Source organism: Pseudonocardia sp. OZ21 (assembly GCF_059359135.1).
Window position 1 is genome coordinate 15,528 of record NZ_JCADBN010000022.1, and the last position, 23,052, is coordinate 38,579.

At 73.2% G+C, this 23,052-nt stretch carries 20 protein-coding genes; 13 read left to right on the forward strand and 7 right to left on the reverse strand.

Annotated elements, in window-relative coordinates; translation table 11 throughout:
* The first annotated feature begins 197 nt into the window (after positions 1-197).
* A complete protein-coding gene (locus tag AC5L35_RS33220; RefSeq protein ID WP_495063708.1) occupies positions 198-1,004 on the forward strand; it encodes an alpha/beta hydrolase family protein in 807 nt (268 codons plus the stop codon).
* 17 nt (positions 1,005-1,021) lie between these two features.
* On the opposite strand, the gene AC5L35_RS33225 is transcribed toward AC5L35_RS33220, so the two are convergent.
* Entirely contained in the window at positions 1,022-1,282 is a 261-nt protein-coding gene (locus AC5L35_RS33225; RefSeq protein ID WP_495063709.1) for a hypothetical protein, read from the reverse strand.
* Between the two features lie 231 nt (positions 1,283-1,513).
* Here AC5L35_RS33225 and AC5L35_RS33230 point away from each other — a divergent pair, with 231 nt between their 5' ends.
* On the forward strand, positions 1,514-2,287 hold the full coding sequence (locus AC5L35_RS33230) for a cyclase family protein (protein ID WP_495063710.1): 774 nt from the start codon (positions 1,514-1,516) through the stop codon (positions 2,285-2,287).
* Positions 2,284-3,936 (forward strand): thiamine pyrophosphate-binding protein, encoded by a 1,653-nt coding sequence (locus AC5L35_RS33235; RefSeq protein WP_495063711.1) that lies wholly within the window; start codon positions 2,284-2,286, stop codon positions 3,934-3,936. The genes AC5L35_RS33230 and AC5L35_RS33235 overlap by 4 nt, the downstream gene beginning before the upstream one ends.
* A gap of 15 nt (positions 3,937-3,951) precedes the next feature.
* On the opposite strand, the gene AC5L35_RS33240 is transcribed toward AC5L35_RS33235, so the two are convergent.
* Positions 3,952-5,856, reverse strand: coding sequence for a vWA domain-containing protein (locus AC5L35_RS33240; protein ID WP_495063712.1), 1,905 nt, complete (start codon positions 5,854-5,856; stop codon positions 3,952-3,954).
* Between the two features lie 94 nt (positions 5,857-5,950).
* The gene (locus tag AC5L35_RS33245; protein WP_495063713.1) at positions 5,951-8,974 is read right to left on the reverse strand and encodes an alpha-mannosidase; all 3,024 of its coding nucleotides are present in this window, start codon (positions 8,972-8,974) and stop codon (positions 5,951-5,953) included.
* A gap of 174 nt (positions 8,975-9,148) precedes the next feature.
* Between AC5L35_RS33245 and AC5L35_RS33250 the strand changes: the two genes are divergently transcribed.
* Positions 9,149-10,174 (forward strand): PhoH family protein, encoded by a 1,026-nt coding sequence (locus AC5L35_RS33250; RefSeq protein WP_169397322.1) that lies wholly within the window; start codon positions 9,149-9,151, stop codon positions 10,172-10,174.
* A 58-nt stretch (positions 10,175-10,232) separates the two neighbouring features.
* On the forward strand, positions 10,233-11,813 hold the full coding sequence (locus tag AC5L35_RS33255) for an alpha/beta hydrolase (protein ID WP_495063714.1): 1,581 nt from the start codon (positions 10,233-10,235) through the stop codon (positions 11,811-11,813).
* A gap of 90 nt (positions 11,814-11,903) precedes the next feature.
* On the opposite strand, the gene AC5L35_RS33260 is transcribed toward AC5L35_RS33255, so the two are convergent.
* Complete coding sequence (locus tag AC5L35_RS33260) at positions 11,904-13,151, reverse strand: D-arabinono-1,4-lactone oxidase (RefSeq protein ID WP_495063715.1); 1,248 nt, start codon at positions 13,149-13,151, stop codon at positions 11,904-11,906.
* A gap of 71 nt (positions 13,152-13,222) precedes the next feature.
* Here AC5L35_RS33260 and ybeY point away from each other — a divergent pair, with 71 nt between their 5' ends.
* The 5 genes from ybeY to era are packed head-to-tail and all read left to right on the forward strand — an operon-like array spanning position 13,223 to position 17,745.
* Positions 13,223-13,759: an rRNA maturation RNase YbeY gene (gene ybeY, locus AC5L35_RS33265; protein ID WP_495063716.1), complete on the forward strand. Its 537-nt coding sequence runs from the start codon at positions 13,223-13,225 to the stop codon at positions 13,757-13,759.
* Between the two features lie 48 nt (positions 13,760-13,807).
* The gene (locus AC5L35_RS33270; RefSeq protein WP_495063717.1) at positions 13,808-15,199 is read left to right on the forward strand and encodes a hemolysin family protein; all 1,392 of its coding nucleotides are present in this window, start codon (positions 13,808-13,810) and stop codon (positions 15,197-15,199) included.
* Positions 15,183-15,569: a cytidine deaminase-like protein gene (locus AC5L35_RS33275; protein ID WP_495063718.1), complete on the forward strand. Its 387-nt coding sequence runs from the start codon at positions 15,183-15,185 to the stop codon at positions 15,567-15,569. Before AC5L35_RS33270 ends, AC5L35_RS33275 begins: the two co-directional genes overlap by 17 nt.
* A complete protein-coding gene (gene lhgO / locus AC5L35_RS33280; protein WP_495063719.1) occupies positions 15,566-16,819 on the forward strand; it encodes an L-2-hydroxyglutarate oxidase in 1,254 nt (417 codons plus the stop codon). Before AC5L35_RS33275 ends, lhgO begins: the two co-directional genes overlap by 4 nt.
* A complete protein-coding gene (era, locus tag AC5L35_RS33285) occupies positions 16,816-17,745 on the forward strand; it encodes a GTPase Era (RefSeq protein ID WP_495063720.1) in 930 nt (309 codons plus the stop codon). Before lhgO ends, era begins: the two co-directional genes overlap by 4 nt.
* Before the next feature lie 78 nt (positions 17,746-17,823).
* Here era and AC5L35_RS33290 read toward each other — a convergent pair whose 3' ends face one another.
* The gene (locus AC5L35_RS33290) at positions 17,824-18,510 is read right to left on the reverse strand and encodes a TetR/AcrR family transcriptional regulator C-terminal domain-containing protein (protein ID WP_495063721.1); all 687 of its coding nucleotides are present in this window, start codon (positions 18,508-18,510) and stop codon (positions 17,824-17,826) included.
* Between the two features lie 77 nt (positions 18,511-18,587).
* Here AC5L35_RS33290 and AC5L35_RS33295 point away from each other — a divergent pair, with 77 nt between their 5' ends.
* Genes AC5L35_RS33295 through recO form a run of 3 tightly spaced genes read left to right on the forward strand, consistent with a single transcriptional unit; the run spans position 18,588 to position 21,154 of the window.
* Positions 18,588-19,544, forward strand: coding sequence for an ATP-binding cassette domain-containing protein (locus tag AC5L35_RS33295; protein ID WP_495063722.1), 957 nt, complete (start codon positions 18,588-18,590; stop codon positions 19,542-19,544).
* Positions 19,541-20,359 (forward strand): ABC transporter permease, encoded by an 819-nt coding sequence (locus AC5L35_RS33300; protein WP_495063723.1) that lies wholly within the window; start codon positions 19,541-19,543, stop codon positions 20,357-20,359. Before AC5L35_RS33295 ends, AC5L35_RS33300 begins: the two co-directional genes overlap by 4 nt.
* Before the next feature lie 18 nt (positions 20,360-20,377).
* Positions 20,378-21,154: a DNA repair protein RecO gene (recO, locus tag AC5L35_RS33305; protein ID WP_495063724.1), complete on the forward strand. Its 777-nt coding sequence runs from the start codon at positions 20,378-20,380 to the stop codon at positions 21,152-21,154.
* 21 nt (positions 21,155-21,175) lie between these two features.
* Here recO and AC5L35_RS33310 read toward each other — a convergent pair whose 3' ends face one another.
* Together AC5L35_RS33310 and AC5L35_RS33315 are read right to left on the reverse strand one after the other, a co-directional pair.
* Positions 21,176-21,820 carry a response regulator gene (locus tag AC5L35_RS33310; protein WP_495063792.1) on the reverse strand — a complete coding sequence of 215 codons (645 nt, stop codon included), beginning with the start codon at positions 21,818-21,820 and terminating at the stop codon, positions 21,176-21,178.
* A 2-nt stretch (positions 21,821-21,822) separates the two neighbouring features.
* Positions 21,823-23,052, reverse strand: a complete 1,230-nt coding sequence (locus AC5L35_RS33315) for a sensor histidine kinase (protein WP_495063725.1) — start codon at positions 23,050-23,052, stop codon at positions 21,823-21,825.

Here is a 23,052-nt window from a genome sequence, read left to right on the forward strand (position 1 = left end):
CGCCTCCGTCACGCTCCCGCGGCATTAGTGTCGGAGCGATCCGGTCGTTGACAGGGCCGGGCCGGGCCGTGAGCGTCCGCGTTCACGGGGCCGCCGGAGAGTTCCCCTCTGCCGGCGGAGCCACGTCGCGGTGGGTGTCCCCCCACGTCCGCCGCGACGTGGCAACCTGGCGTCCGGATCGTGTCATGATCCCCCTCGTGTCCCTTCGGCGTTTCGACTACGGCAGCCACCCGAGCCAGTTCGGCGAGCTCACCCTGCCTGCGGGCGGAGCGCCCGTGCGCGGGCTCGTCGTCGTCGTGCACGGCGGGTTCTGGCGGCAGGCGTACGGCCTCGAGCTGGGCAGGCCGTTGGCCGCCGACCTCGCCCGGGCCGGCCTCGCGGCCTGGAACATCGAGTACCGGCGGGTGCCGCCCGACGACGGCAGCGCCCCCGACCCCGCCGCCGCGGGTGGCGGCTGGACGGGCACGTTCGACGACGTCGCCGCCGCGGTGGACCTGCTGGCCGGCCCCGTGCAGGACGCAGTGGGTGGCGTGCTGCCGCTGGACCGGGTGGTCGCGGTCGGCCACTCCGCCGGTGGGCACCTCGCGGCGTGGCTCGCCGCCCGCCCCGGCCTGCCCGCGGGCGCGCCCGGCGCGACCCCCGCGGTGCGGCTGCGTGGCGTGGTGAGCCAGGCCGGCGTGCTGGACCTCGTCGACGCCGCGGAGCGCGGGGTCGGCGGGGGCGCGGTGGAGCGCCTGGTGGGCGGGCCACCGTCCGCCGTCCCGGACCGTTACGCGCTCGCGTCGCCCATCGCCCTCCTGCCGATCGCCGCGCACGTGGTGTGCGTGCACGGCACGGAGGACGTCAACGTGCCGATCCGGCAGAGCGAGCGGTTCGTCGCGGCGGCGGGAGCCGGGGCCGAACTCGTCACGTTGCCGGGTGTGGACCACATGACGCTGGTCGACCCGGCAAGCGACGCGTGGCGCGTGTGCCGCGAGGTACTGGAGCGCCTGCTGGTCGGCTGAGCGAAGCCGGCCACCCTTCAGCGGTCGCGCGACTGCTCCAGGACGCGGCCGACGACGTCGAGGGCCTGGTCGATGTTCTCCGCGATCTCCATCAGGTCCACGAAAACGTGGTCCACAGAGTGGAAGGCGACGGGAATCGTGCTGCCACCGCCGTAGCCGACGGACGGGTGCACCGGGGCGAGCAGCCGGTCGCCCACCCACAGGCTGTCCGCTCCCCGCTGCTCCGCCTGCTGCGCGAAGCGCGCGACCTCCCGCGGGTAGTGCGCGAGGGCGCCCATTTGCGGAAGTGTGAATCCAATACGCACGGAAGCGCCGATTCAGAGGGTTCGGGAGGCCGCGACATTGCGTACCGCAACTTCGTCGATCTTCCGGGCGCATCGGCGCCAGCACCGCTGATTCACCGCGCCGGTGATCGTGTATGGCGAGCTACTGGGCCGGGCATGCGGTCATGCGCAAGGATCAGCGGGAGGACCAGGCCCGCCGATCAACGACTTCCGAGGAGCCTCACCATGCCGGTGCTGCAGGATCTGCTGGACGCGCTGCGCGCCCGCACCATCGAGGTCGTCGACCTCACCGCGCCGCTGCACAGCGGAACGCCGATCCTCCAGCTACCACCCCCGTTCGCCAACGCGTCGCCGTTCGCGCTCACCGAGATCAGCCGCTACGACGAGCGTGGCCCGGCCTGGTACTGGAACGACATCCAGACGTCCGAGCACTCCGGCACGCACTTCGACGCGCCGGTGCACTGGATCTCCGGGAAGGACGGGGAGGACGTCGCGCAGGTGCCGCCGGCCCGGCTGCTCGCCCCGGCCGTGGTGCTGGACTTCTCCGCGGAGAGTGCGAAGGACCCGGACTTCCTGCTCGAGGTGGACCACATCCGGGCCTGGGAGGCCGAGCACGGGTCGCTCCCGGAGGGCGGCTGGCTGCTCTACCGGACGGGCTGGGACGCCCGCAGCGAGTCCGCGGCCGCGTTCCTCAACGCCGACGACACCGGACCGCACACGCCGGGCATCTCCGTCGAGTGTGCGAAGTGGCTCGCCGAGGAGGCCCCGGTGCTGGGGCTCGGCGTCGAGACCGTCGGTACGGACGCGGGTGGGGCGCACTCGTTCGACCCGCCGTTCCCGTGCCACTCCTTCCTGCTCGGCGCGGGCAAGTACGGGCTCACCCAGCTGCAGAACCTGGCCCGGCTGCCCGCCACCGGCGCGGTGGTGATCGCGGGCCCGCTCCCGATCGTCGGGGGGTCGGGCAGCCCCGCGCGGGTGCTGGCGTTGGTGGAGTCGTGACGGCCGGGGAGGTCGGGCCGGTCACCGTGGCGGAACTGGTCGGAGGCGTGCTGGCAGAGCTGGGGGTCGGGCAGGCCTTCGGCGTGGTGGGCAGCGGGAACTTCCACGTGACCAACGCGCTGCGGGCAGGCGGCGTCCCGTTCGTCGCGGCGCGGCACGAGGGCGGTGCCGCCACCATGGCCGACGCGTACAGCCGCACGAGCGGGCGGGTCGGCGTGCTGTCGGTGCACCAGGGCTGCGGGCTCACCAACGCGATGACCGGGATCACGGAGGCGGCGAAGAGCCGCACCCCGATGCTCGTGCTCGCGGCGGACACGGGCGGCGCTGCGGTGCGGTCGAACTTCCGGATCGACCAGGACGCGCTGGTCGGCGCCGTCGGAGCGGTGGCGGAACGCGTGCACTCGCCGTCGTCGGCGGTCGCCGACACCGTGCGGGCCTACCGGACGGCCGTGGAGCAGCGGCGCACGGTGGTGCTCAACCTGCCCCTCGACGTGCAGGCCGCCGAGGCGCCGCAGCAGTGGCAGGTCCCGGTGCTTCCTGCGCTCGTGCCGGTGCGCCCGTCGGCGACGGCGGTGGCGGAGCTCGCGGCGCTGCTGGCGGCGGCCCAGCGCCCGGTGTTCGTGGCCGGTCGGGGTGCGCGCGGAGCGCGGGAGGAGCTGCGGGCGCTGGCCGAGCGGTCCGGCGCGCTGCTGGCCACGTCCGCCGTGGCCAACGGGCTGTTCCACGACGAGCCCTGGTCGCTGGGGATCTCCGGCGGGTTCGCCTCGCCCCTGGCCGCCGAGCTGATCACGGGTGCCGACCTCGTGATCGGGTGGGGCTGCACGCTCAACATGTGGACCATGCGCCACGGCGCGCTGATCGGGCCGGGCGCCCGGGTGGTGCAGGTGGACCTCGAGGCCGACGCGATCGGCGCGAACCGGCCGGTGGACCTCGGCGTGCTCGGCGACGTCGCCACGACCGCCTCCGACGTGCTGGCACTGACAGGCGAGCAGCGCGGCGGTTACCGCACCGCCCAGGTGCGGGCGGCGATCACCGAGCACGGCCGCTGGCACACCGTCGGCTACGACGATCTCAGCGGCCCGGACGGCATCGATCCCCGCACGTTGTCGATCGCGCTCGACGCGCTGTTGCCAGCGGAGCGGACCGTGGCCGTGGACTCCGGGAACTTCATGGGCTACCCGAGCGCCTACCTGCAGGTTCCCGACGAGCACGGGTTCTGCTTCACGCAGGGCTTCCAGTCGATCGGGCTGGGGCTGGCCACGGCGGTCGGCGCCGCGCTCGCCCGCCCGGACCGGCTCGCCGTCGCGGCGCTGGGCGACGGCGGCGTGCTGATGGCGGCGGCGGAGCTGGAGACGGTGGCGCGGCTGGGGCTGGCCATGGTCGTGGTGGTCTACGACGACCGCGGTTACGGCGCCGAGGTGCACCACTTCACCGGCGAGGACCACACCACCGTCGCGTTCCCGGACACCGACATCGCCGCGATCGGACGCGGGTTCGGCTTCGACGCCGTGACGGTCCGCGGGCCGGACGACCTCAAGGCCGTGGCCGAGTGGGTGGACGGCCCGCGCACCGCGCCGCTGCTGATCGACGCCAAGATCGCGTCCGACGGGGGCGCCTGGTGGCTGGCGGAGGCGTTCCGGGGGCACTGACGAACCCGCGACGGCCTACCGGTTCGCCGAGCGCGCGCGGCGGCGGCCCCGGACCACCAGTGCCGTGGCGACGGCCACCACCAGCACGGCCACCGCCCCGGTCACGGTCCAGCCGAGGGGCGAGACCATGGCGACGGTCGTGGCGTGGCCCTGCGCGGCCGCTTCCGGGGCGCCGGCGCCTGGTGCCGGTGTCCCGTCGGACGGCGGGGTGACGACGGTGGCGTAGCGGGGCCCCGCCTCCGGTGTGCCGGTGACGGAGAGGTCCACCTGGATCGGCACGGGTGCGGGACCGATGTCCTCGCGGGACGGGCCCAGCTGCACGGAGATGTAGTACCAGCCGTCCTCGCTCTGCGTGCGGAGCTTCTGGTCCTCGGCCGTGCGGTTGGCGTAGCGCACCGGGACGGTGCTGAAGGCCGGCTGGTTGGCCGGGAAGTGGTAGACGGAGCCGTTGTACATGGAGAAGTCCCCCGCGATCTCCTTGCGCGACGGCGCGTAGAGCCGCGTCGTGGCGAGGGAGAGTCCCGCCACCCCCCGGGACGGGGTCTCCCCGAACCGGACGCGGTAGGCGAGAGCCTGTCCCCAGTCCAGGTGCACCCGGTAGAAGACGAACTCGCCGCGCTGCAAGGTGTCGGTGTAGCGCCCGGACCCGTCGAGGGTGCCTGCCACGTTGAGGGAGCCGCCGCCGACCGCTGGGCCAGGTGCGCCGGTGGGCTCGGTGAGCACGGCGGGCGGCAGGACACCGGCGGGCCCGGCGTCGAGGACCGGCGGCTCGACCTGCACCAGTAGCTCCACCGGCATCCGCGCGGGAACGCCGTCGGACACCCGGTCCCACTGCAGCGCGAAGTAGTAGCGGCCACCGCCCTTGCAGCGGTCGCCGCTGGTGCTGCCGGTCTTCTTCTCGGTGGCGCCGTCCCAGGTGGTGGAGACGGTGAGCGCGGCCCCGTCGCTCGAGTTGGTGGCCTGCTCGAACTCGAACTCGTTGCAGTCCTCGCCACCGGCGTCGTACGTCCGCCACTGGAGGACGTTGTTGTCGTTCTGCGGCTCGATGCTGCGCAGGTGCGGGTAGGAGACGGTGGCGCTGACGTACGCGGTGGCGCCGTCGGGGACGTCCACGGCGTAGTAGCGCTTCTCGTGCTGCCCGATGGTGTCGAGGTGCTGGCCCGGGGCGGCGACGGGCGCCGCATCCGAGGTGGGCGTACCGGTGATCGGTGTTCCGGCGGGTTCGTAGTTGCGCATCGCGGCGGCGGTGACCCGGGGGAGTATCCGCTGCAGCGCCTCGGCGTCCGGGGCGTCGCTGTAGGTGCCACCGGTGGTCTGGGCGATGCAGGACAGCTGGGCGCGGGCGGCGTCGTCGACGCCGAAGCCGACGGCGTGCACGACGAGGTCGACGCCCTGCCCGGCGAGCGTGCGCACCACGTCGCAGGCCGGGGGCGGCGCGCAGGTGTCCTCGCCGTCGGAGACGAGCACGATCGCCCGCGGCCCGGACGGGGGCAGTTGCTCGGCCGCGACCTGCAGCGAGCGGCCGATGGGTGTGTACCCGCGCGGGACGATGCCGTCCACCGCCGAGCCCAGCGCCGCCTTGTCGACGGGGACGGGGCCACGCAGCACGGTGATGTCCTGGCAGCCCCGCTCGCGTTCGGCGGCCGAGTTGCCGGTGGACGTGCCGTACACGGCGAGGCCGATCGACGCCTGTGCGGGCGCGGCGTCCACCAGTGCGTGCACGGCCCGCTTGGCCGCGTCCATCTTCGTGCCGCCCGCGGGGTCGGCGCCGGTCATGGATCCGGACGCGTCGAGCACGACCATGGTGGGCGCGAGCCCCGACGGCGCGGTGGTGCTCTGCGCATGCGCGCTCGGCGCGAGCGGCGCGAGCAACAGGCCGCCGGCCAGAGCAGCGATCATGATCCTGGTCAGCGTGCGCATCTCGCCGCTCGTCCTATCGCCGTGCCGTGCACCGGTCGTCCTGCCGGTTACCGGCGCAGAAGGTAACCCACAAGGGGGACGGTCCCGGCAGCGGTCACGCGCTGCCGAAACGCAGGGTGACGATCTGGAACGGGCGCAGCGTGAGCTGCGCGCCGTCCGCCGAGAGCGCCACCGGCCGGGGCACCGGGCGTTCGAGGAGGTCGGTCTCCACGACCGACCCGTGCCGGAAGTCGGTCGTGATCCGCGCGCTCGCCCGCGTCCCGAGCGCCTCGTAGAGCCGCACGACGACATCCCCGCTGCCGTCCTCGGCGAGCTTCACCGCCTCGACGACGACGGCGGGGTCGTCGACGTGGAGCAGCGGGGCGACGTCGTGGGCGCCGCGGACGGTCCGCAGCGCCACGTTCAGCCGATAGCCCGCCGCCACCGCGTCCCCGATCGTCGAGCCGACGCGCAGCGCGACCGTGAGCCGGTGCTCGCCCTGGTCGGCGGTGGGGTCGGGGAACAGCGGTGCACGCAGCAGGGACAGCCGCACGGTCGTGGTGGTGCCGCCGCCCGGCCGGGTGCTGCGCAGCGTGTCGTGCCCGTAGGTGGAGTCGTTGGCGACGGCCACCCCGTAGCCCGGCTCGCCGACGTGCACCCAGCGGTGGGCGACCGTCTCGAACCGCGCCGCGTCCCACGAGGTGTTGACGTGGGTGGAGCGGTGCACGTGCCCGAACTGGATCTCCGAGGTGGCCCGGTCGGCGTGCACGTCGAGCGGGAACGCGAGCTTCAGCAGCTTCTGCTTCTCGTGCCAGTCGACGTCGGTGACGATGTCGACGTCCGGGGAGCCGGCCGCCACGGTGACGACCTGGGTGATCGTGGACGAGCCGGTCGACCGGACGACGCGCACCGCGCCCCGGGACGGGCCTCGCTCCACCACCGCCAGCTCGTCGACGTCGACGAGGTCGCGCACGGTGCGCCGGTAGTGCTCGTCGATGTCCCAGGCGTCCCACTTCGTCGGGGTGTCGCGGTGCAGCTGCAGCAGGTTCGCCGCGGCGCCGGGGGCGACGAGCTCCCGGTCGGCCACGAGGTCACGGACCGAGGTGAGCAGGCCCCGTCCGTCGACGACCACGCGGACGGCGGCGTTGGCCAGCACCACACCCTCGGCGGTCTCGGTGACGGTGACGTCGCCACCGGGCTGCTCGTCGTCGCGCACGGCCCCGCCGAGGGCCGGGACACCCTCGCGTGCGTACGGGCCGGCGTTGACCATGACCTCCCGCTCGCCCTCGCCCGCCAGCGCCGCGAGCGAGCGCGCGATCACGTCCTCCAGCTCCGCGGCGACCCTCGCGTAGTTGCGCTCCGCCTCCTGGTGCACCCAGGCGATCGAGGTGCCCGGGAGGATGTCGTGGAACTGCTGCAGCAGGACCGTGTGCCAGCAGCGCTGCAGCACGTCGGCGGGATAGGCGGCCCCGGTGCGGACGGCGGCGGTGGTGGCCCACAGCTCGGCCTCGCGCAGCAGGTGCTCACTGCGCCGGTTGCCCCGCTTCGTGCGGGCCTGCGAGGTGTACGTGCCGCGGTGGAACTCCAGGTACAGCTCGCCCGACCACACCGGTGCCTGCGGGTACTCGTCCTGCGCCGTCGCGAAGAACTCGGCAGGCGTGGTGATCCGGACGGTCGGCGAGCCCTCCAGGTCGCGGGTCCGGGCGGCCGCGGCCAGCATCTCCCGGGTCGGCCCGCCGCCGCCGTCACCCCAGCCGAACGGCACCAGCGAGGTGTTGGCCCGGCCCTGCTCCGCGTACTGGCGCTGGGCGCGGGCCAGCTCGGCGCCCGACAGCTCGGCGTTGTAGGTGTCGACCGGCGGGAAGTGGGTGAAGACCTGCGTGCCGTCGATGCCCTCCCAGCGGAAGGTGTGGTGCGGCATCACGTTGGTCTCGTTCCACGAGATCTTCTGCGTGAGGAACCACTGGGCGCCTGCCCCGGCGATGATCTGGGGCAGCGCGGCGGAGTAGCCGAAGGAGTCGGGCAGCCACACCTCCAGCGGGTCCACGCCCAGCTCCTCGCGGAAGAACCGCTTGCCCATGACGAACTGACGCACCAGCGCCTCGCCGCCCGGCATGTTGGTGTCCGACTCCACCCACATCCCGCCGACGGGCACGAACCGGCCGTCGGCCACCCGGGCCTTGACCCGCTCGAACAGCTCCGGGTAGTGCTCCTGCAGCCAGGCGTACTGCTGCGCCGACGAGGCCGCGAACACGAACTCGTCGTCCTGGTCCATCAGGTCGAGCACGTTGGAGAAGGTGCGCGCCACCTTGCGCACGGTCTCGCGGACCGGCCACAGCCAGGCCGAGTCGATGTGCGCATGCCCCACCGCGTGCACCCGGTGTGCGCTGGCGTGGGCCGGAGCGGCCAGCGTCGCCGCGAGCTCGGCCCGGCCGAGATCCGCCGTGCCGGCCACGTCCTCGGGGTCCACCACGTCGACCGTGCGCTCCAGAGCCCGCAGCACCTCGGCACGCCGCGGCAGGCCCACCGGGAGCTCGCCGACCAGCCCGCTGAGCGTCCAGGCGTCCTGCACCAGCTCCCACACCCCGACGTCGAGCAGCCCGATCTCCAGCGCCACGAGCCGGTAGAGCGGGTCGGACCCCGCCGTCGAGAGGTCGCCGAACGGGGTGGGGGCGAACGTCCAGGCGCCCGCGGTACCCGGGTTGGACGCCGCCTCGATGTAGAGGTCGACCGGCGAACCCGGCCCGCCCGGGAGCGGAACGTGGGCGTTGCGTGGCTCGACCGCCGTGACCACGACGCCGTCCGGCGTGAAGGCGAGGCCCTCGGCCTGGAACCCGGGCTGGACGCCGGCGAACCCGAGGTCGACGACGAGCTCGGGTCGCGTCCCCGGATCCGTCCACTCCGGCGGGACCGATCCCTCCGCGTGGAACCAGACGGTGCCCCACGGCCTGCCCCACGGCGCTCCGACCGCGAACGGGCGGAACTCCTGCCGCGCGGCCTCCGCGAAGGGCACCGGCTCGCCGGGCGCCTCCCATGCGGTGATCCGCACGGGCACGCGGGCGCGGTACAGAGCGGGATGGAGGCGCTCACGGACGAAGCGCGCGATCCGCGCGAGGACGAGGTCGGAGTCGTCGTGCACGGGTCCATTGGAGCAACGTGCGCCCGGAGGGGAACCGCCGGGCGGGGATCGCCGACAGCGGAATCAGCGGGCGCACAACGGGGCACGCGCGGTAGCATCGCTGGGTCCCACGAGCAGAGACGTAGGAAGCAGGCGGCACAGCCCTTGACCCATCCGGACCCAGTCCAGTCCCGCATGGCCGTTCCGGACGCCGCTCTGCTCGCGCTGCTGGGTTCGCGCGACGAGAGTCTGCGCGTCGCCGAGGACCTGCTCGAGGCCGACGTCCATGTGCGTGGCAACGAGCTCACCCTGTCCGGCACCCCCGCCGACGTGGCCTTCGCGGAGCGCGTCTTCACCGAGCTGATCACCCTGGCCGAGCGTGGCCAGCAGGTCTCCACCGACGCCGTGCGGCGCACCGTGGAGATGCTCGGCGACGGCGGGGCCGACGAGCGCGCCCGCATCGGTGAGTCGCCCGCCGAGGTGCTGAGCCTCGACATCCTGTCCCGCCGTGGCAAGACCATCCGGCCCAAGACGCTCAACCAGAAGCGCTACGTCGACGCCATCGACGCGCACACGATCGTCTTCGGCATCGGACCGGCCGGTACCGGCAAGACCTACCTCGCCATGGCCAAGGCCGTGCAGGCGCTGCAGGCCAAGATGGTCAACCGGATCATCCTCACCCGGCCGGCCGTCGAGGCGGGGGAGCGGCTCGGGTACCTGCCCGGCACGCTCTTCGAGAAGATCGACCCGTACCTGCGCCCGCTCTACGACGCGCTGCACGACATGATCGACCCCGAGTCGATCCCCAAGCTGATGGCGGCGGGCACCATCGAGGTGGCGCCGCTGGCGTACATGCGAGGGCGCACGCTCAACGACGCGTTCATCATCCTCGACGAGGCCCAGAACACCACGCCGGAACAGATGAAGATGTTCCTGACGCGGCTCGGGTTCGGCTCGAAGATCGTGGTCACCGGTGACGTCACGCAGGTCGACCTGCCGGGCAGCACCCGGTCCGGGCTCACAGTCGTGCGCGACATCCTCGGCGACGTCGACGACGTGCACTTCTCCCAGCTCACGAGCACCGACGTGGTGCGCCACCGCCTGGTGGCCGACATCGTCGACGCCTACGCGCGCTGGGACGCCGACAACGAGCGGCCCAACCTCCGCTCCGCCGCGCCGCGCACCGGCCCGCCGCAGGATCGGCGATCACGCAGGCGTTGATCGACACGGGCCCCGGCCGGTAGTTGCCCGTGAGACGGATCACCGTCACTATCCCTTCGTGAGAGTGTCCCGTCGCGCGGTGGTCGCGAGCTTCATTCCCGTTCTGGCCGCTCTGTCGATCGCTGTGCCGCCCGCGGCGTCGGCGGCGCCTGCCGCGCCGGCCCAGCCGGGACTCGATCGGTTCCTCGACCAACAGCTCTCGTGGGGCTCGTGTGCCGACTTCGCGCGCACCGACGCCGACCGGCAGGCCTACGCCGACCCGAAGTTCGACTGCACCTACCTCGAGGTCCCGCTCGACTACGCGAACCCCGACGGGAAGACCGCGCGGATCGCGATGCTCCGGCAGAAAGCGCTCGACCCGGCCGCCCGGATCGGTTCGCTGTTCACCGACCCCGGCGGTCCCGGTGGTTCCGGCGTCAGCTTCCTGCCGTCGCTCGCCGGCCTGATCGGCACCGGTGAGGTGGCCCAGAAGTTCGACCTCATCGGGTTCGACCCGCGCGGCGTCGGCGTCTCCGAGCCGGCGATCGACTGCTCCGACACGAAGGAGATCGACGAGGAGCGCGCCGACCTCGACATCGACACCTCGCCGGCGGGCGTGGCGCAGACCGAGACCGAGTACAAGGACTTCGCGCAGCGCTGCGCCGACCGCGTGGGCCTCGACGTGCTCGCCAACGTCGGCACCCGGGACGTGGCCCGCGACCTGAACGTCGCCCACCAGGTGGTGGGCGACGAGAAGCTGAGCTACGTCGGCTACTCCTACGGCACCAGCATCGGCGCGGAGTACGCCGAGCAGTTCCCCGGCTCGGTGCGCGCGATGGTGCTCGACGGCGCCGTCGACCCCGCGCTGAACCCGGTGGAGTCGCGGCTGACCCAGGCGCGCGGCTTCCAGCGGGCCTTCGACAACTTCGCCACGTCCTGCGTCGCGCAGCCGGGATGCCCGCTGGGCACCGACGGACAGGGTGCGTCCAAGAGGCTGCAGGAGCTGCTGCGTCCCCTGATCACCACGCCGGTCGCGGTGGGCGACCGCACGCTGGGCTACAACGACGCGATGACCGGCGTGCTCACCGCGCTGTACTCCGAGTCGCTGTGGGGCTTCCTGCAGGACGGGCTCGTGCAGGTCACCCAGGGCAACGGCACCAACCTGCTGCGGCTGGCCGACGCCTACTACGAGCGGGCACCCGACGGCAGCTACAGCAACCTGCTGGAGGCCTTCCCGGTGATCAACTGTGTCGACTCCGACCGGCTCACCGACCGGCAGGTCGCGCTCGAGATCAGCGAGGAGTCGCTGCAGATCGCGCCGTTCTTCGACCCGGGCACCGGTCCGTCGAACGCGCTGGAGCAGTGCTCGTTCTGGCCGGTCCCGCCCACCAGCGAGCCGGGCCCCGTCAAGGCCCCCGGCCTGCCCACGGTGCTGGTCGTCTCCTCGACCGGTGACCCCGCCACCCCGTACGAGGACGGCGTCTCGCTGGCCCGGCAGATGCAGGCCCGGCTGCTCACGGTGGAGAACGACGGGCACACGGTCGCCCTGCAGGCCGCCAACGCCTGCGCAGACACCACCGCCACCCGCTACCTCGTGGACCTGGCGCTCCCGGCCCAGGACACCACCTGCGCCCGCCAGGCGCCCGCCGCGGGCGGCTGAGGCAGGAGGGCACTTCCGCTCGCCGGGTGTGGTCCTCGCAGGGCCTACGGGGTCTGTGAGGAACCCACCCGGCGCGCGTGCCGGCCGGGCTCAGCCCGGGAGGTAGCGGTCGAGCATGTCGTTGCGGAACTTGCCTGCCGGGTCGTGGCGGCGCAGCAGCCGCTCCACGTCGGGCAGGCGCGGCCAGAGCGCCCGGACGGCCTCGGGCCCGGTGGTGAAGACCTTGCCCCAGTGCGGCCGTGCGGCGAACGGCTCCAGCGCGGCCTCCACGGCGGCCACGACCGGGAGCACGGCCTCGGTGTCGGCGACCCAGGTGAAGTGCAGGGCGTGGCTGTCGCGGTCGTGGGCGAGGGAGAGCCACAGGTCGTCGGCGGCGATCGAGCGCACCTCGCAGACCTGCAGGACGGGCGCGATCGTGTCGCGGATCCGGTCGAGCGCGTGCAGTGCGTCCACGAGGGCGGCCCGCGGGATCAGGTACTCCGACTGCAGCTCGTCGCCGCTGCTCGGGGTGAACTCGAGCCGGAAGTGCGGCAGCCGCTCGTGCCACGGCCCGGGCTCCCCGAGCTGCGTCGTGCAGTGCACCGGATCGACCCCCCGCACCATGTGCCGCGGCCCGTCGGCCCGGGTGGCGCCGAGCCAGCGCGCCGGGTGCTCGGGTTCGGTGTCGCGCTGCTTGACCCACACCTGGTCGAATCCGGCACCCGTCCAGTAGGTGAACAGGCTGACGCTGTAGGCGCTCGCGAGCGCCTCCTCGACGTCGTCGAACCCGCGCAGGCCCTCGTACACCCACTGCCGCATCCCGAACGTGGGACGCAGGTCCAGCGTCAGGGCCGTGACGATGCCCAGCGCGCCGAGTGCGACCACCGAACCGGGGAAGTCGGCGTCCCCGCGGCGCACCGTGCGCAGCTCGCCATCGGCGCCCACCAGCTCCACGGCGGACACGGCCGTCGCCAGTGCCCCGTTGCCGACGCCGGAGCCGTGCGTACCGGTGGAGCAGGCGCCCGCGATCGAGATGTGGGGAAGGGAGCCGAGGTTGGGAAGGGCGAACCCCGCCTCGTGCAGCAGCCCGGTGACCTCGCCGTAGCGCAGGCCTGCCGACACCGTGACGGTGGCGGCGTCCTGGTCGATGGCCGTGACCGGCGGGAGACCCGCGAGCGACACCAGGTCGGCCGTGGTGTCGGCGATCGGGCTGAACGAGTGACCGGTGCCGACGGCCCGGATCCGCTCGCTGCCTGCCACCAGTTCCTGTAGCTCCGCCACCGAATCCGGCCGGTGGAACCGGCGAGCCCGGAAGACGATGTTGCCTGCCCAGTTGGTGACGGTTGCCGCAGTGCCCATGCAGCCGAACCTACAGAGGGCCACGGTCTACGCTTGCCCCTGTTCATCATCGGGCGGATCAGGGGTAACAGGTGTCGATCGAGGTCTGCAACGAGTCCGGCGTCACCCTGGACGAGTCGCTCATCGCCTCGGTGGCGCGCTTCGCGCTGGACGCGATGCACGTCAACCCCGCCGCGGAGCTGAGCATCCTGGCCGTCACCACGGAGGTCATGAGCGAGCTGCACGAGCGCTGGATGGACGAGCCGGGGCCCACCGACGTCATGTCCTTCCCGATGGACGAGCTCACCGAGGAGTCCCGCCGCCCTGACGCGCCCGAGATGGGGCCCGCGCTGCTCGGCGACATCGTGCTCTGCCCCGAGTTCGCCACCGAACAGGCCCGTAAGGCCGGCCACCCGCTGTCGGACGAGCTCCACCTGCTCACCGTGCACGGCGTGCTGCACCTGCTCGGCTACGACCACGCCGAACCCGACCAGGAACGCGAGATGTTCGCCCTCCAGAACAAGCTTCTCGGCGACTGGCGTGCCGCGGTGGCGGAGACCGCCGCCCGCGAGGCCCAGCGCCGCAGCGACTCCGCGGTGCTCGGCACCGTCGGTCTCGAAGACAGCTGACCGGACCGTCATGACCGGCACCGCGCGGAGCACGTCGGAACGGACGTCATGAACCTCGAGCTGATCGTCATCGCCGTCCTGCTCGTCCCGCTGGCCGGCCTGTTCGCCGCGGCCGACGCCGCGCTCAACTCGGTCTCCCGGGCCAGGGTCGACGCGCTCGTGCGGGCGGGTCGTCCCGGGGCACGGGCTCTCGCCACGGTGGTGGCCGACCGGCCCCGGCACGTCAACCTGCTGTTGCTGTTGCGGCTCGCCGCCGAGACCGGCGCCACCGTCCTGCTCACCGTGGCACTGGTCGACACGGTCCGGCCGCTGTGGGGTGCGGCGCTCACCGCGGGCGGGATCATGCTCGTGGTCAGCTACGTCCTCATCGGCGTGGGCCCCCGTACCCTCGGCCGCCAGCACCCGTACCGCGTCGGGATGCTGGTCGCCGCGCCGATCCGGGCACTCGCCACGCTGCTGGGCCCGCTCACGAAGCTGCTGATCGTCATCGGTAACGCGATCACTCCCGGCCAGGGTTTCCGCCAGGGCCCGTTCTCCTCCGAGGTCGAGCTGCGCGAGCTGGTCGACATGGCGAGCACCAGCGGTGTGGTCGACGAGGACGAGCGCCAGATGATCCACTCGGTGTTCGAGCTGGGCGACACGCTCGTGCGCGAGGTGATGGTGCCGCGCCCGGACGTGGTGTGGACCGAACGCGACACGGCCGTCGACAAGGTGCTTCGGTTGGCGCTCAAGAGCGGCTACTCCCGCATCCCCGTGCTCGGTGAGAGCGTTGACGACATCGTGGGTGTCGCCTACCTGAAGGATCTCGTCCAGGCGGTGCAGGCCGCCGACTCCGACGAGGCGGACACGGACGAGCCGGTCGCCCCGCTGGAGTCCGTGATGCGGGCCGCTGTCTTCGTGCCGGACACCAAGCGCATCGACGAACTGCTCAAGGAGATGCAGCGCACCCGCAGCCACATGGCGATCGTCGTCGATGAGTACGGCGGCACGGCAGGCGTGGTGACGATCGAGGACATCCTGGAGGAGATCGTCGGCGAGATCACCGACGAGTACGACTCCGAGGAGGTGCCCGACGTCCAGGAGCTCGACGGACGTAGGCTCCGGGTCTCCGCGCGGCTGCCGGTGGAGGACCTGGTGGAGCTGTTCCCCGGGGCCGACGGGGTCGACAGCCTGCTGACCGACGTGCTGGAGGCCGCCGACGTCGACACGGTGGGCGGCCTGCTCGCCCATCGGCTCGGCCGGGTGCCGCTACCGGGTGCCCGTGCCGAGGTGCCCGGGCTGCGGCTGCTGGCCGAGGGCGGCAAGGACGCCCGTGGCCGGATCCGGATCAACACGGTGCTGGTCGAGCCGGTGGAGGCAGGCGAGGACGACGAGGAACGGGACGGTGCTGGCGCCGAGCGCGCCGACCGTCGGGAGGAGAGCGATGTCCGTCCAGGGTGACCCGTCCCCCGAGGCCCTCGCCCCGGAGGACGCCAAGATCGTGACGCTGGCCCGCTCGGCGCGGGCCCGCACGGGTGCCGCCGAGGGTGCCGCCGTCCGCGACACCGACGGGCGCACGTACGCGGCCACGTCCGTCGCGCTCCCGTCGCTGTCGCTCAGCGCGCTGCAGGCCGCTGTCGCCGCCGCGGTGTCCAGCGGGGCTCCAGGGCTCGAGGCGGCCGCGGTCGTCACCGCAGCCGACACGGTGGACGCCGCCTCGCTCGCCGCCGTCCACGACCTCGCCCCCGCCGCCGCCGTCCTGCGCGCCGACGTCACCGGTGCCGTCCAGCAGATCCACTCCCCGATCACCACCACGGAGACGTCCGCATGACCTTCCCCGCCACTCCGAAGTTCGACGTCGTCGTGGTCGGCGGCGGCATCGTCGGCCTCGCCACCGCCCACGCCGTGGTCCGCAGCGGGCGTTCGGTGGCCGTCGTGGAGCGCGAGCAGCGCCTCGCCACCCACCAGACCGGCAACAACTCCAACGTCATCCACTCGGGGCTCTACTACGCGCCCGGTGGCCTCAAGGCGCGCCTCGCGGTGGCCGGTTGCGCGGAGACCGTCGCCTTCTGCCGGGAGCACGACCTCCCGCACGAGGTCACCGGCAAGCTCGTCGTCGCCACCGAGCCGGAGGAGCTGCCCCGGATGGCGGAGCTGGCCCGCCGCGGCGTCGCCAACGGGGTGGAGGCGCACGAGCTCGACCAGGCCGGGATGCGCGAGCACGAGCCGCACGTCCGGGGCATCGCCGCGCTGTACGTGCCGTCCACCGGCATCTGCGACTACCGGCTCGTCGCCGAGAAGATCGGTGAGCTGGTGGCGAAGGAGGGTGGCGAGATCCACCTCGGCACCTCCGTGCTGCGGCTGGTGCGCCGCCGCGAGGACGTGGTGGTGCGCACCGACGGCACCGACCTGCTCGCCAAGCAGGTGGTGGTCTGTGCCGGACTGCGCTGCGACGAGGTGGCCAGGGCGTCCGGCGCCGATCCCGGCATCCGGATCATCCCGTTCCGCGGGGAGTACTCCGGCTTCAGCGACCGGGCCGCCGGTCTGGTCAAGGGCCTGATCTACCCGGTGCCCGACCCCGCGTTCCCGTTCCTGGGCGTGCACGCCACGCGCGGGATCGACGGGCACGTCCACGCCGGCCCCAACGCGGTGCTGGCGCTGGCCCGCGAGGGCTACTCGTGGGGCACGATCAGGCCGAAGGAGCTCGTGCAGTCGCTGGCCTACCCCGGCATGCTGCGGCTGGCCCGGCAGCACTGGAAGTACGGGCTCGGCGAGGTGCACCGGTCCCTGTCGAAGAAGGCCATGGTCGAGCAGATCCAGCGGATGCTGCCGGACGTGCGGGCCGAGGACCTCTCGCCTGCTGGTGCCGGGGTGCGCGCGCAGGCCGTGAAGCCGGACGGCTCACTGGTGGACGACTTCCTGTTCGTCGAGCAGGCCGGGGTGAGCGGCACACGGGGCGCAGGCTCGGTCCTGCACGTGCTGAACGCGCCGTCCCCCGCGGCCACCGCTGCCATGCCGATCGGCCGGGAGATCCTGGAGCGCCTCACGGGCGAGCGGATCGCCCCGCTGAGTGCGGCGTGACCGGCTTCAGCGCGGTCCCCGAGGGGTTCCGGTCCGGGTTCGCCTGCTTCGTCGGGCGGCCCAACGCGGGGAAGTCGACGCTCACCAACGCCCTGATCGGGCAGAAGATCGCGATCACGTCGAGCCGGCCGCAGACCACCCGCCACGCCATCCGAGGCATCCTGCACCGGCCCGACGCCCAGCTCGTGGTGGTCGACACCCCGGGCCTGCACAAGCCGCGCACGCTGCTCGGCAGCAGGCTCAACGACGTCGTCCGCGAGACCTGGGCCGAGGTCGACGTCATCGGCTTCTGCGTGCCGGCCGACGCGCCGGTGGGCCGGGGCGACGAGTTCATCGTCAACGAGCTTCGGTCGGTCGCGGGCCGCACGCCCGTGCTCGGCGTCGTCACGAAGACCGACCTCGCGCAGCCCGAGCAGATCGTCGAGCGGCTCACCCAGCTCACGAACCTCATGGACTTCGCCGAGGTGGTGCCCTGCTCCGCCGTCGACGGGTTCCAGGTCGACCTGCTGTCCAACCTGCTCGTCGACCGGCTGCCGGAGGGCCCCCCGCTCTACCCCGACGGCGAGCTCACCGACGAGCCCGAGGAGACGCTGGTCGCGGAGCTGATCCGCGAGGCAGCGCTCGAGGGCGTGCGCGACGAGATGCCGCACTCGATCGCCGTGGTGATCGAGGAGATGGTGCCGCGCGAGGGCAGGCACGAGAAGGCCGCGCCGATGCTGAACGTGCACGCCAACATCTACGTGGAACGGCAGAGCCAGAAGGGCATCATGATCGGGAAGGGCGGGGAGCGGCTGCGGCAGGTCGGCACCGACTCCCGCCGCCAGATCGAGGCGCTGCTCGGCACGAAGGTGTTCCTCGACCTGCACGTCAAGATCGCGAAGGACTGGCAGCGCGACCCGAAGCAGCTGCGCAAGCTCGGCTTCTGACCCTCCGAACCGCCGCGAGTCGCCCGCTTGCGGCGGTTGAGTCGCCCGAACCGGTCCCGCCGGTGAGGCGCAGTCCACTCACGGACGGTCGCGGCCCGTGTCGAGCAGGCCGGTCAGCACGCGGGGTAGCACGCCGTCGAGCAGGTCGGCCGCGGGCGGTGCCGGGGGAGTGGCGAACGCCGCGGCGAGGTGCGGGTGGCGCCCTGCGGTGACCACCGAGGCGAGGAACTCCGCCTGCGTCTCCTGCCATTCCGTCGTCGCACCACCCATCGCCCTCTCGGTGCGGACGAGGAGCGCGACGAAGCCGTTCATCAATGCGAACGCCTCCATCTTCGTGCCGGGCGGCACGTCCAGGTCCCGCATCACGGCGAGCGCGTACTCCAGGACGTCCACGGTGCTGGGGCCGAAGGCGACCCGTCCCGGTGCGATGTCGAGCATCCACGGGTGGCGCCGGTACACCTCCCGGATGCCGTGCGCGAGCGCGACGAGGTCGGCCCGCCAGTCGCCCGACGGGGCCCGCGAGATGTCGATCTCTCCGGCTGCCGTGTCGGCCATGAGCTCCAGCAGTTCGTCGCGGGTCTCGACGTACCGGTAGAGCGATGCCGCGCCCGCCCCGACGGCAGCGGCCACCTTGCGCATGGACACGGCGTCGAGACCACCGGCGTCGGCCAGTTCCACCGCGGCCGCGGCGATCTGCGCCCTGCTGTGCTCGGGTGCGGGCCCGCGGCCCGACCGTTCCTGGCGCAGCCAGATGCTCCGGGCCATGACGCCTCCTTTGCGAACATTGTACTCAGTCAGCTACTCTTCGAACTGCGAACACTGGTTGCAGTTCGGGAGGGCCGATGACGGATGCAGTGGTAGCAGAAGGACTCGTGCGGGCGTACGGCCCGGTGCGGGCGCTCGACGGGCTCGACCTCGTGGTCCCCCGCGGCAGCGTGTGCGCGGTGCTCGGTCCGAACGGGGCGGGCAAGACCACCGCGATCCGCGTACTGGCCACGCTCACCGTGCCCGACGCCGGACGGGCCACGGTGCTCGGCCACGACGTCGTGCGGGACGCGGCGCTGGTGCGCGGCTCGATCGGCCTCGCCGGGCAGCACGCCGCCGTGGACGACGATCTCACCGGCCGCGAGAACCTGGAGATCCTCGGCCGGATGCTCCACCTGGGCCGGCGCGAGGCCCGCCGCCGTGCGGGGGAACTGCTCGACCGCTTCGACCTCGCCGACGCCGCCGACCGGCTGGTGAAGACGTGGTCGGGCGGCATGCGACGGCGCCTCGACCTGATCGCGAGCGTCGTGGTCGCCCCGCCCGTGCTGTTCCTCGACGAGCCGACCACCGGCCTGGACCCGAGCAGCCGGAGCGAGATCTGGGCGACCGTGCGCGAGCTCGTCGGAGGCGGTACCACGGTGCTGCTCACCACCCAGTACCTGGAGGAGGCCGACCGGCTCGCCGACGACATCGTGATCATCGACGGCGGGAAGTCCGTCGCCACCGGCAGTCCGGACGTCCTCAAGAACTCGATCGGCGCCCGCGTCGACGTCCTCGTGGAGACGTCAGGGGAGCTGCCCGCCGCCGCTGCCGCTCTCGCCGCGTACACCGGCGGCGATCCCGAGATCGACGCGGTGGCCCTGCGGATCAGCGCCCCGGTGGTCGGCACCGCCGTCTCCGTGCCCGCCGTCGTGCGCACGCTCGACGCGGCGGGCGTCGCGGTGATCGACGCCGGGATCCGCCGCCCCACCCTCGACGAGGTGTTCCTCCATCTCGTCGGCCGACGTCCCCGCCACGAGGAGGCAGCAGCGTGACCACCACTGCCATGACCAGCACCGTTCCGGCCCGCAGCCGCCCACTCGTCGACGGCGCCGCCGCGGCGTCCCGCGTGCTCGCGAAGCTGCGGCACGACCCGGCCGGGATCGCCCTCACCCTCGCCGCGCCGGTGATGTTGGTGCTCGTGTTCGGCTACATCTTCGGCAGCGCCATCGCCGTGCCCGGCTCAGGTGACTACCGGGAGTTCCTGGTGCCCGGGCTGTTCGTCACGATCGCGTTCAACCTGATCCCCGCCATGATCACCATGGCGCGCGACTCCGGGCGCGGCGTCGTCGACCGGTTCCGCTCGATGCCCATCTCGCGGGTCGCGGTGCCGTTCGGGCAGGCGGCGGCGACCGCGCTGTACGGGCTGGTGTGCCTGCTCCTCATGGCCGCCTGCGGGCTGCTGGTGGGCTGGCGGATCCGCACCGGGATCGGTCCTGCCTTCGGCGCGCTCGGGCTGCTCGTGGCGTTCCAGTTCGCGGCCACCTGGATCGGCATGTTCCTCGGGCTGGTGATCAGGAACGAGGAGACGGCCGCGCAGCTGTCGGTGCTCGTCTTCCCCGTCGGGATGCTGTCGAACGTGTTCGTCCCGACGGCCGGGATGCCGGCCTGGCTGCGCACGATCGCCGACTGGAACCCGGTGAGCGCCGTGACCGCGGCCGTCCGCGAGCTCTGCGGCAACCCGGTGGCACCCACCAACGGGGCCTGGCCGCTGGAGCACCCCGTGCTCGCCTCGCTGCTGTGGACGGCGCTCCTGCTGGCCGTGTTCGTGCCCCTTTGCACGGCCCGGTACGCGCGGCCGCGCGACTGACCGCCGTAGGCTTGGACGGTGAGCCTCTACCGCGACACCGGACTGGTGCTGCGGGTGCAGAAGCTCGGCGAGGCCGACCGCATCGTCACGCTGCTCACCCGCCGCCGCGGCAAGGTGCGCGCCGTGGCCAAGGGGGTGCGGCGCACGAAGTCGCGCTGGGGCGCTCGGCTGGAGCCGTTCAACCACGTCGACGTGCAGTGCTACACCGGCCGCTCGCTCGACATCATCACCCAGGCCGAGACCGTCGACGCGTTCGGCGTGGGCATCATCGGCGACTACCCCCGCTACACCGCGGGCTGCGCGATCCTCGAGACCGCCGACCGTCTCGTCGCGGAGGAGGGCGAGCCCGCGATGCGGGTGTACCTGCTGCTGGTGGGGGCGATCCGGGCCCTGTCCGGGCGGGAACGCGACCCGTCGCTCGTGCTGGACGCGTTCCTGCTGCGCGCGATGACCCATGCCGGCTGGGCCCCCGCGATCAGCGACTGCGCCCGCTGCGCCGAGCCCGGCCCGCACCCGGCGTTCAACATCGCGGCCGGGGGAGCGGTGTGCCCGCGCTGCCGCCCGCCCGGCTCCGTGACGCCATCACGCGAGACGTTCACCCTGCTCGACGCCCTGCTGCACGGCGACTGGGAGACCGCGGACGCGATGAGCGCCGTCACCCGCCGCGACACGAGCGGGCTGGTGGCCGCGCATCTGCAGTGGCACATGGAGCGCCAGCTGCGGTCCTTGCCGCTGGTGGAGCGGCGTCACTTCGTGCCGGCCGTCGAGCGTGCAACCGATCCGGCGCCGAGCTGAACCGGTGCACGTCCGCGCTCCTCACGAGCCCAGGTAGCGCAGCACCGCCAGCACCCGCCTGCTGTACCCGGCGGCATCACCGATCCCGAGCTTCCCGAAGATCGACGCCACGTGCTTCTCCACGGCGCTCACCGACATCCGCAAGCGCTCCGCCGTGCCCGCGTTCGTCAGCCCCTCGGCCATGGCGTCGAGCACGTCCCGCTCCCGCGGGGTGAGCCGGGTGAGCGGGTCGGCGTGGCTGCCGCGGGCGAGCAACTGCCGCACCACCTCGGGGTCGAAGGCCGCCCCACCCGCCCCCACCCGCTCCAGCGCGTCGAGGAACTCCCCGACCTGCGCCACCCGGTCCTTGAGCAGGTAGCCGACCCGCCCGCCGTCCCCGCCGATGAGCTGAGCGGCGTGCCGGCGCTCGACGTACTGCGAGAGGACGAGCACCCCGACCCCGGGCCAGCGGCGGCGGATCTCCAGGGCCGCGACGATGCCCTCGTCGCTGTGGGTCGGCGGCATCCGGACGTCGGCGACGACGACGTCCGGCTGGTCCTGCTCCACGGCGCCGAGCAGGGCGCGGGCGTCCCCGACGGCGGCGACGACCTCGTGCCCCTCGTCGACGAGCAGCCGGACGAGCCCCTCGCGCAGCAGCGCGGAGTCCTCGGCGATGGTGATCCGCAGGCTCACCCGGGCCTCCGCGGGTGCACCGACCCCATTGCAGCAAAGCCACTTTCATGCAACGTGGTTGCCGCATCGTGGCTTTGCTGCAACTCGGCGTCCGGGAGGTGCGCCCCGACCAGCGTGCCGGCGCCGGGCAGGCTCTCCACCCGCAGCGTGCCGTCGGCGGCCTCGACCCGGCGCGCCAGACCGGCCAGGCCGCCGCCCGTGGGGTCGGCGCCGCCGCGCCCGTCGTCCTGGACCGCGACGTCCAGCGCGCCGTCCGTGGTGCGCACCTCGATCGTCACGCCCGACGCTCCCGAGTGCTTCGCCGCGTTGGTGACGGCCTCGGAGACGACGAACCAGGCGGCGGCCCGCGCCGCCGCGGACGGTTCCCGGTGGATCGAGCACGCGATCCGCACCGGCAGCGGAGCCCGTTCGGCCACGGACTCCAGCGCGGCCTCGAGGCCCTCGGTGTCCAGCGCGGCCGGGTAGACGCGCCACGACACCTCCCGCAGCTCCCCGAGGGCCCGCTGGGCCTCCTCGTGGGCCTGTGCGACGAGCTCGTCGGCGCGGTCGGGATGCCGCCGCGCCCGCCCCAGCAGCATGCCGAGGGCGACGAGCCGCTGCTGCACGCCGTCGTGCAGGTCGCGCTCGATCCGCCTGCGCTCGTCGTCCACGGCGGCGACGACGGCGTCGCGGGTGCCGGCCAGCTCCGTGACGCGGCGGGCGAGCTGCTCCTCGCGGGACGGCGCGAGCAACCGGGCCAGCAGCGTGCGTTCCCACCGGACGACGCCGGTGGCCCCGGCCAGGCCGAGATAGAGCAGCACCGCACCGGAGGCCGCGTAGTAGGCCACGATCTGACCGGTGACCACGGCGGCCGGTTCGTCGTCCAGCAGCCACGGCGTGCCGGTGACCCAGGACCACAGGATCGTGGCCGCGAACCCCGCGCCGAGCACGAGCAGGAGCAGCACGACCCCGCCGAGGAGCCCCACCAGCGCCCGGGCGGCCAGGTAGCGCAGAGCTCGCGGGGTGGAGGGCGCGGCACCAGCCGGGTCGACCTCGCCCAGCAGCGTCGTCACCCGGGCGCGCTCGATGGCGACCAGCCGCCGGCCCGCAGCCGTCACCGCCGGCCGGGCGGCGGGGACGAGCAGGGCCCCGGCGGCCGGCAGCAGGAGAAGCACGTGCGCCGTGGCCGTGAGCGCGCCCGCGGCGAGCCCGGTGGCCCTCCGGGTCGCCCGCACGATCGTCGTCAC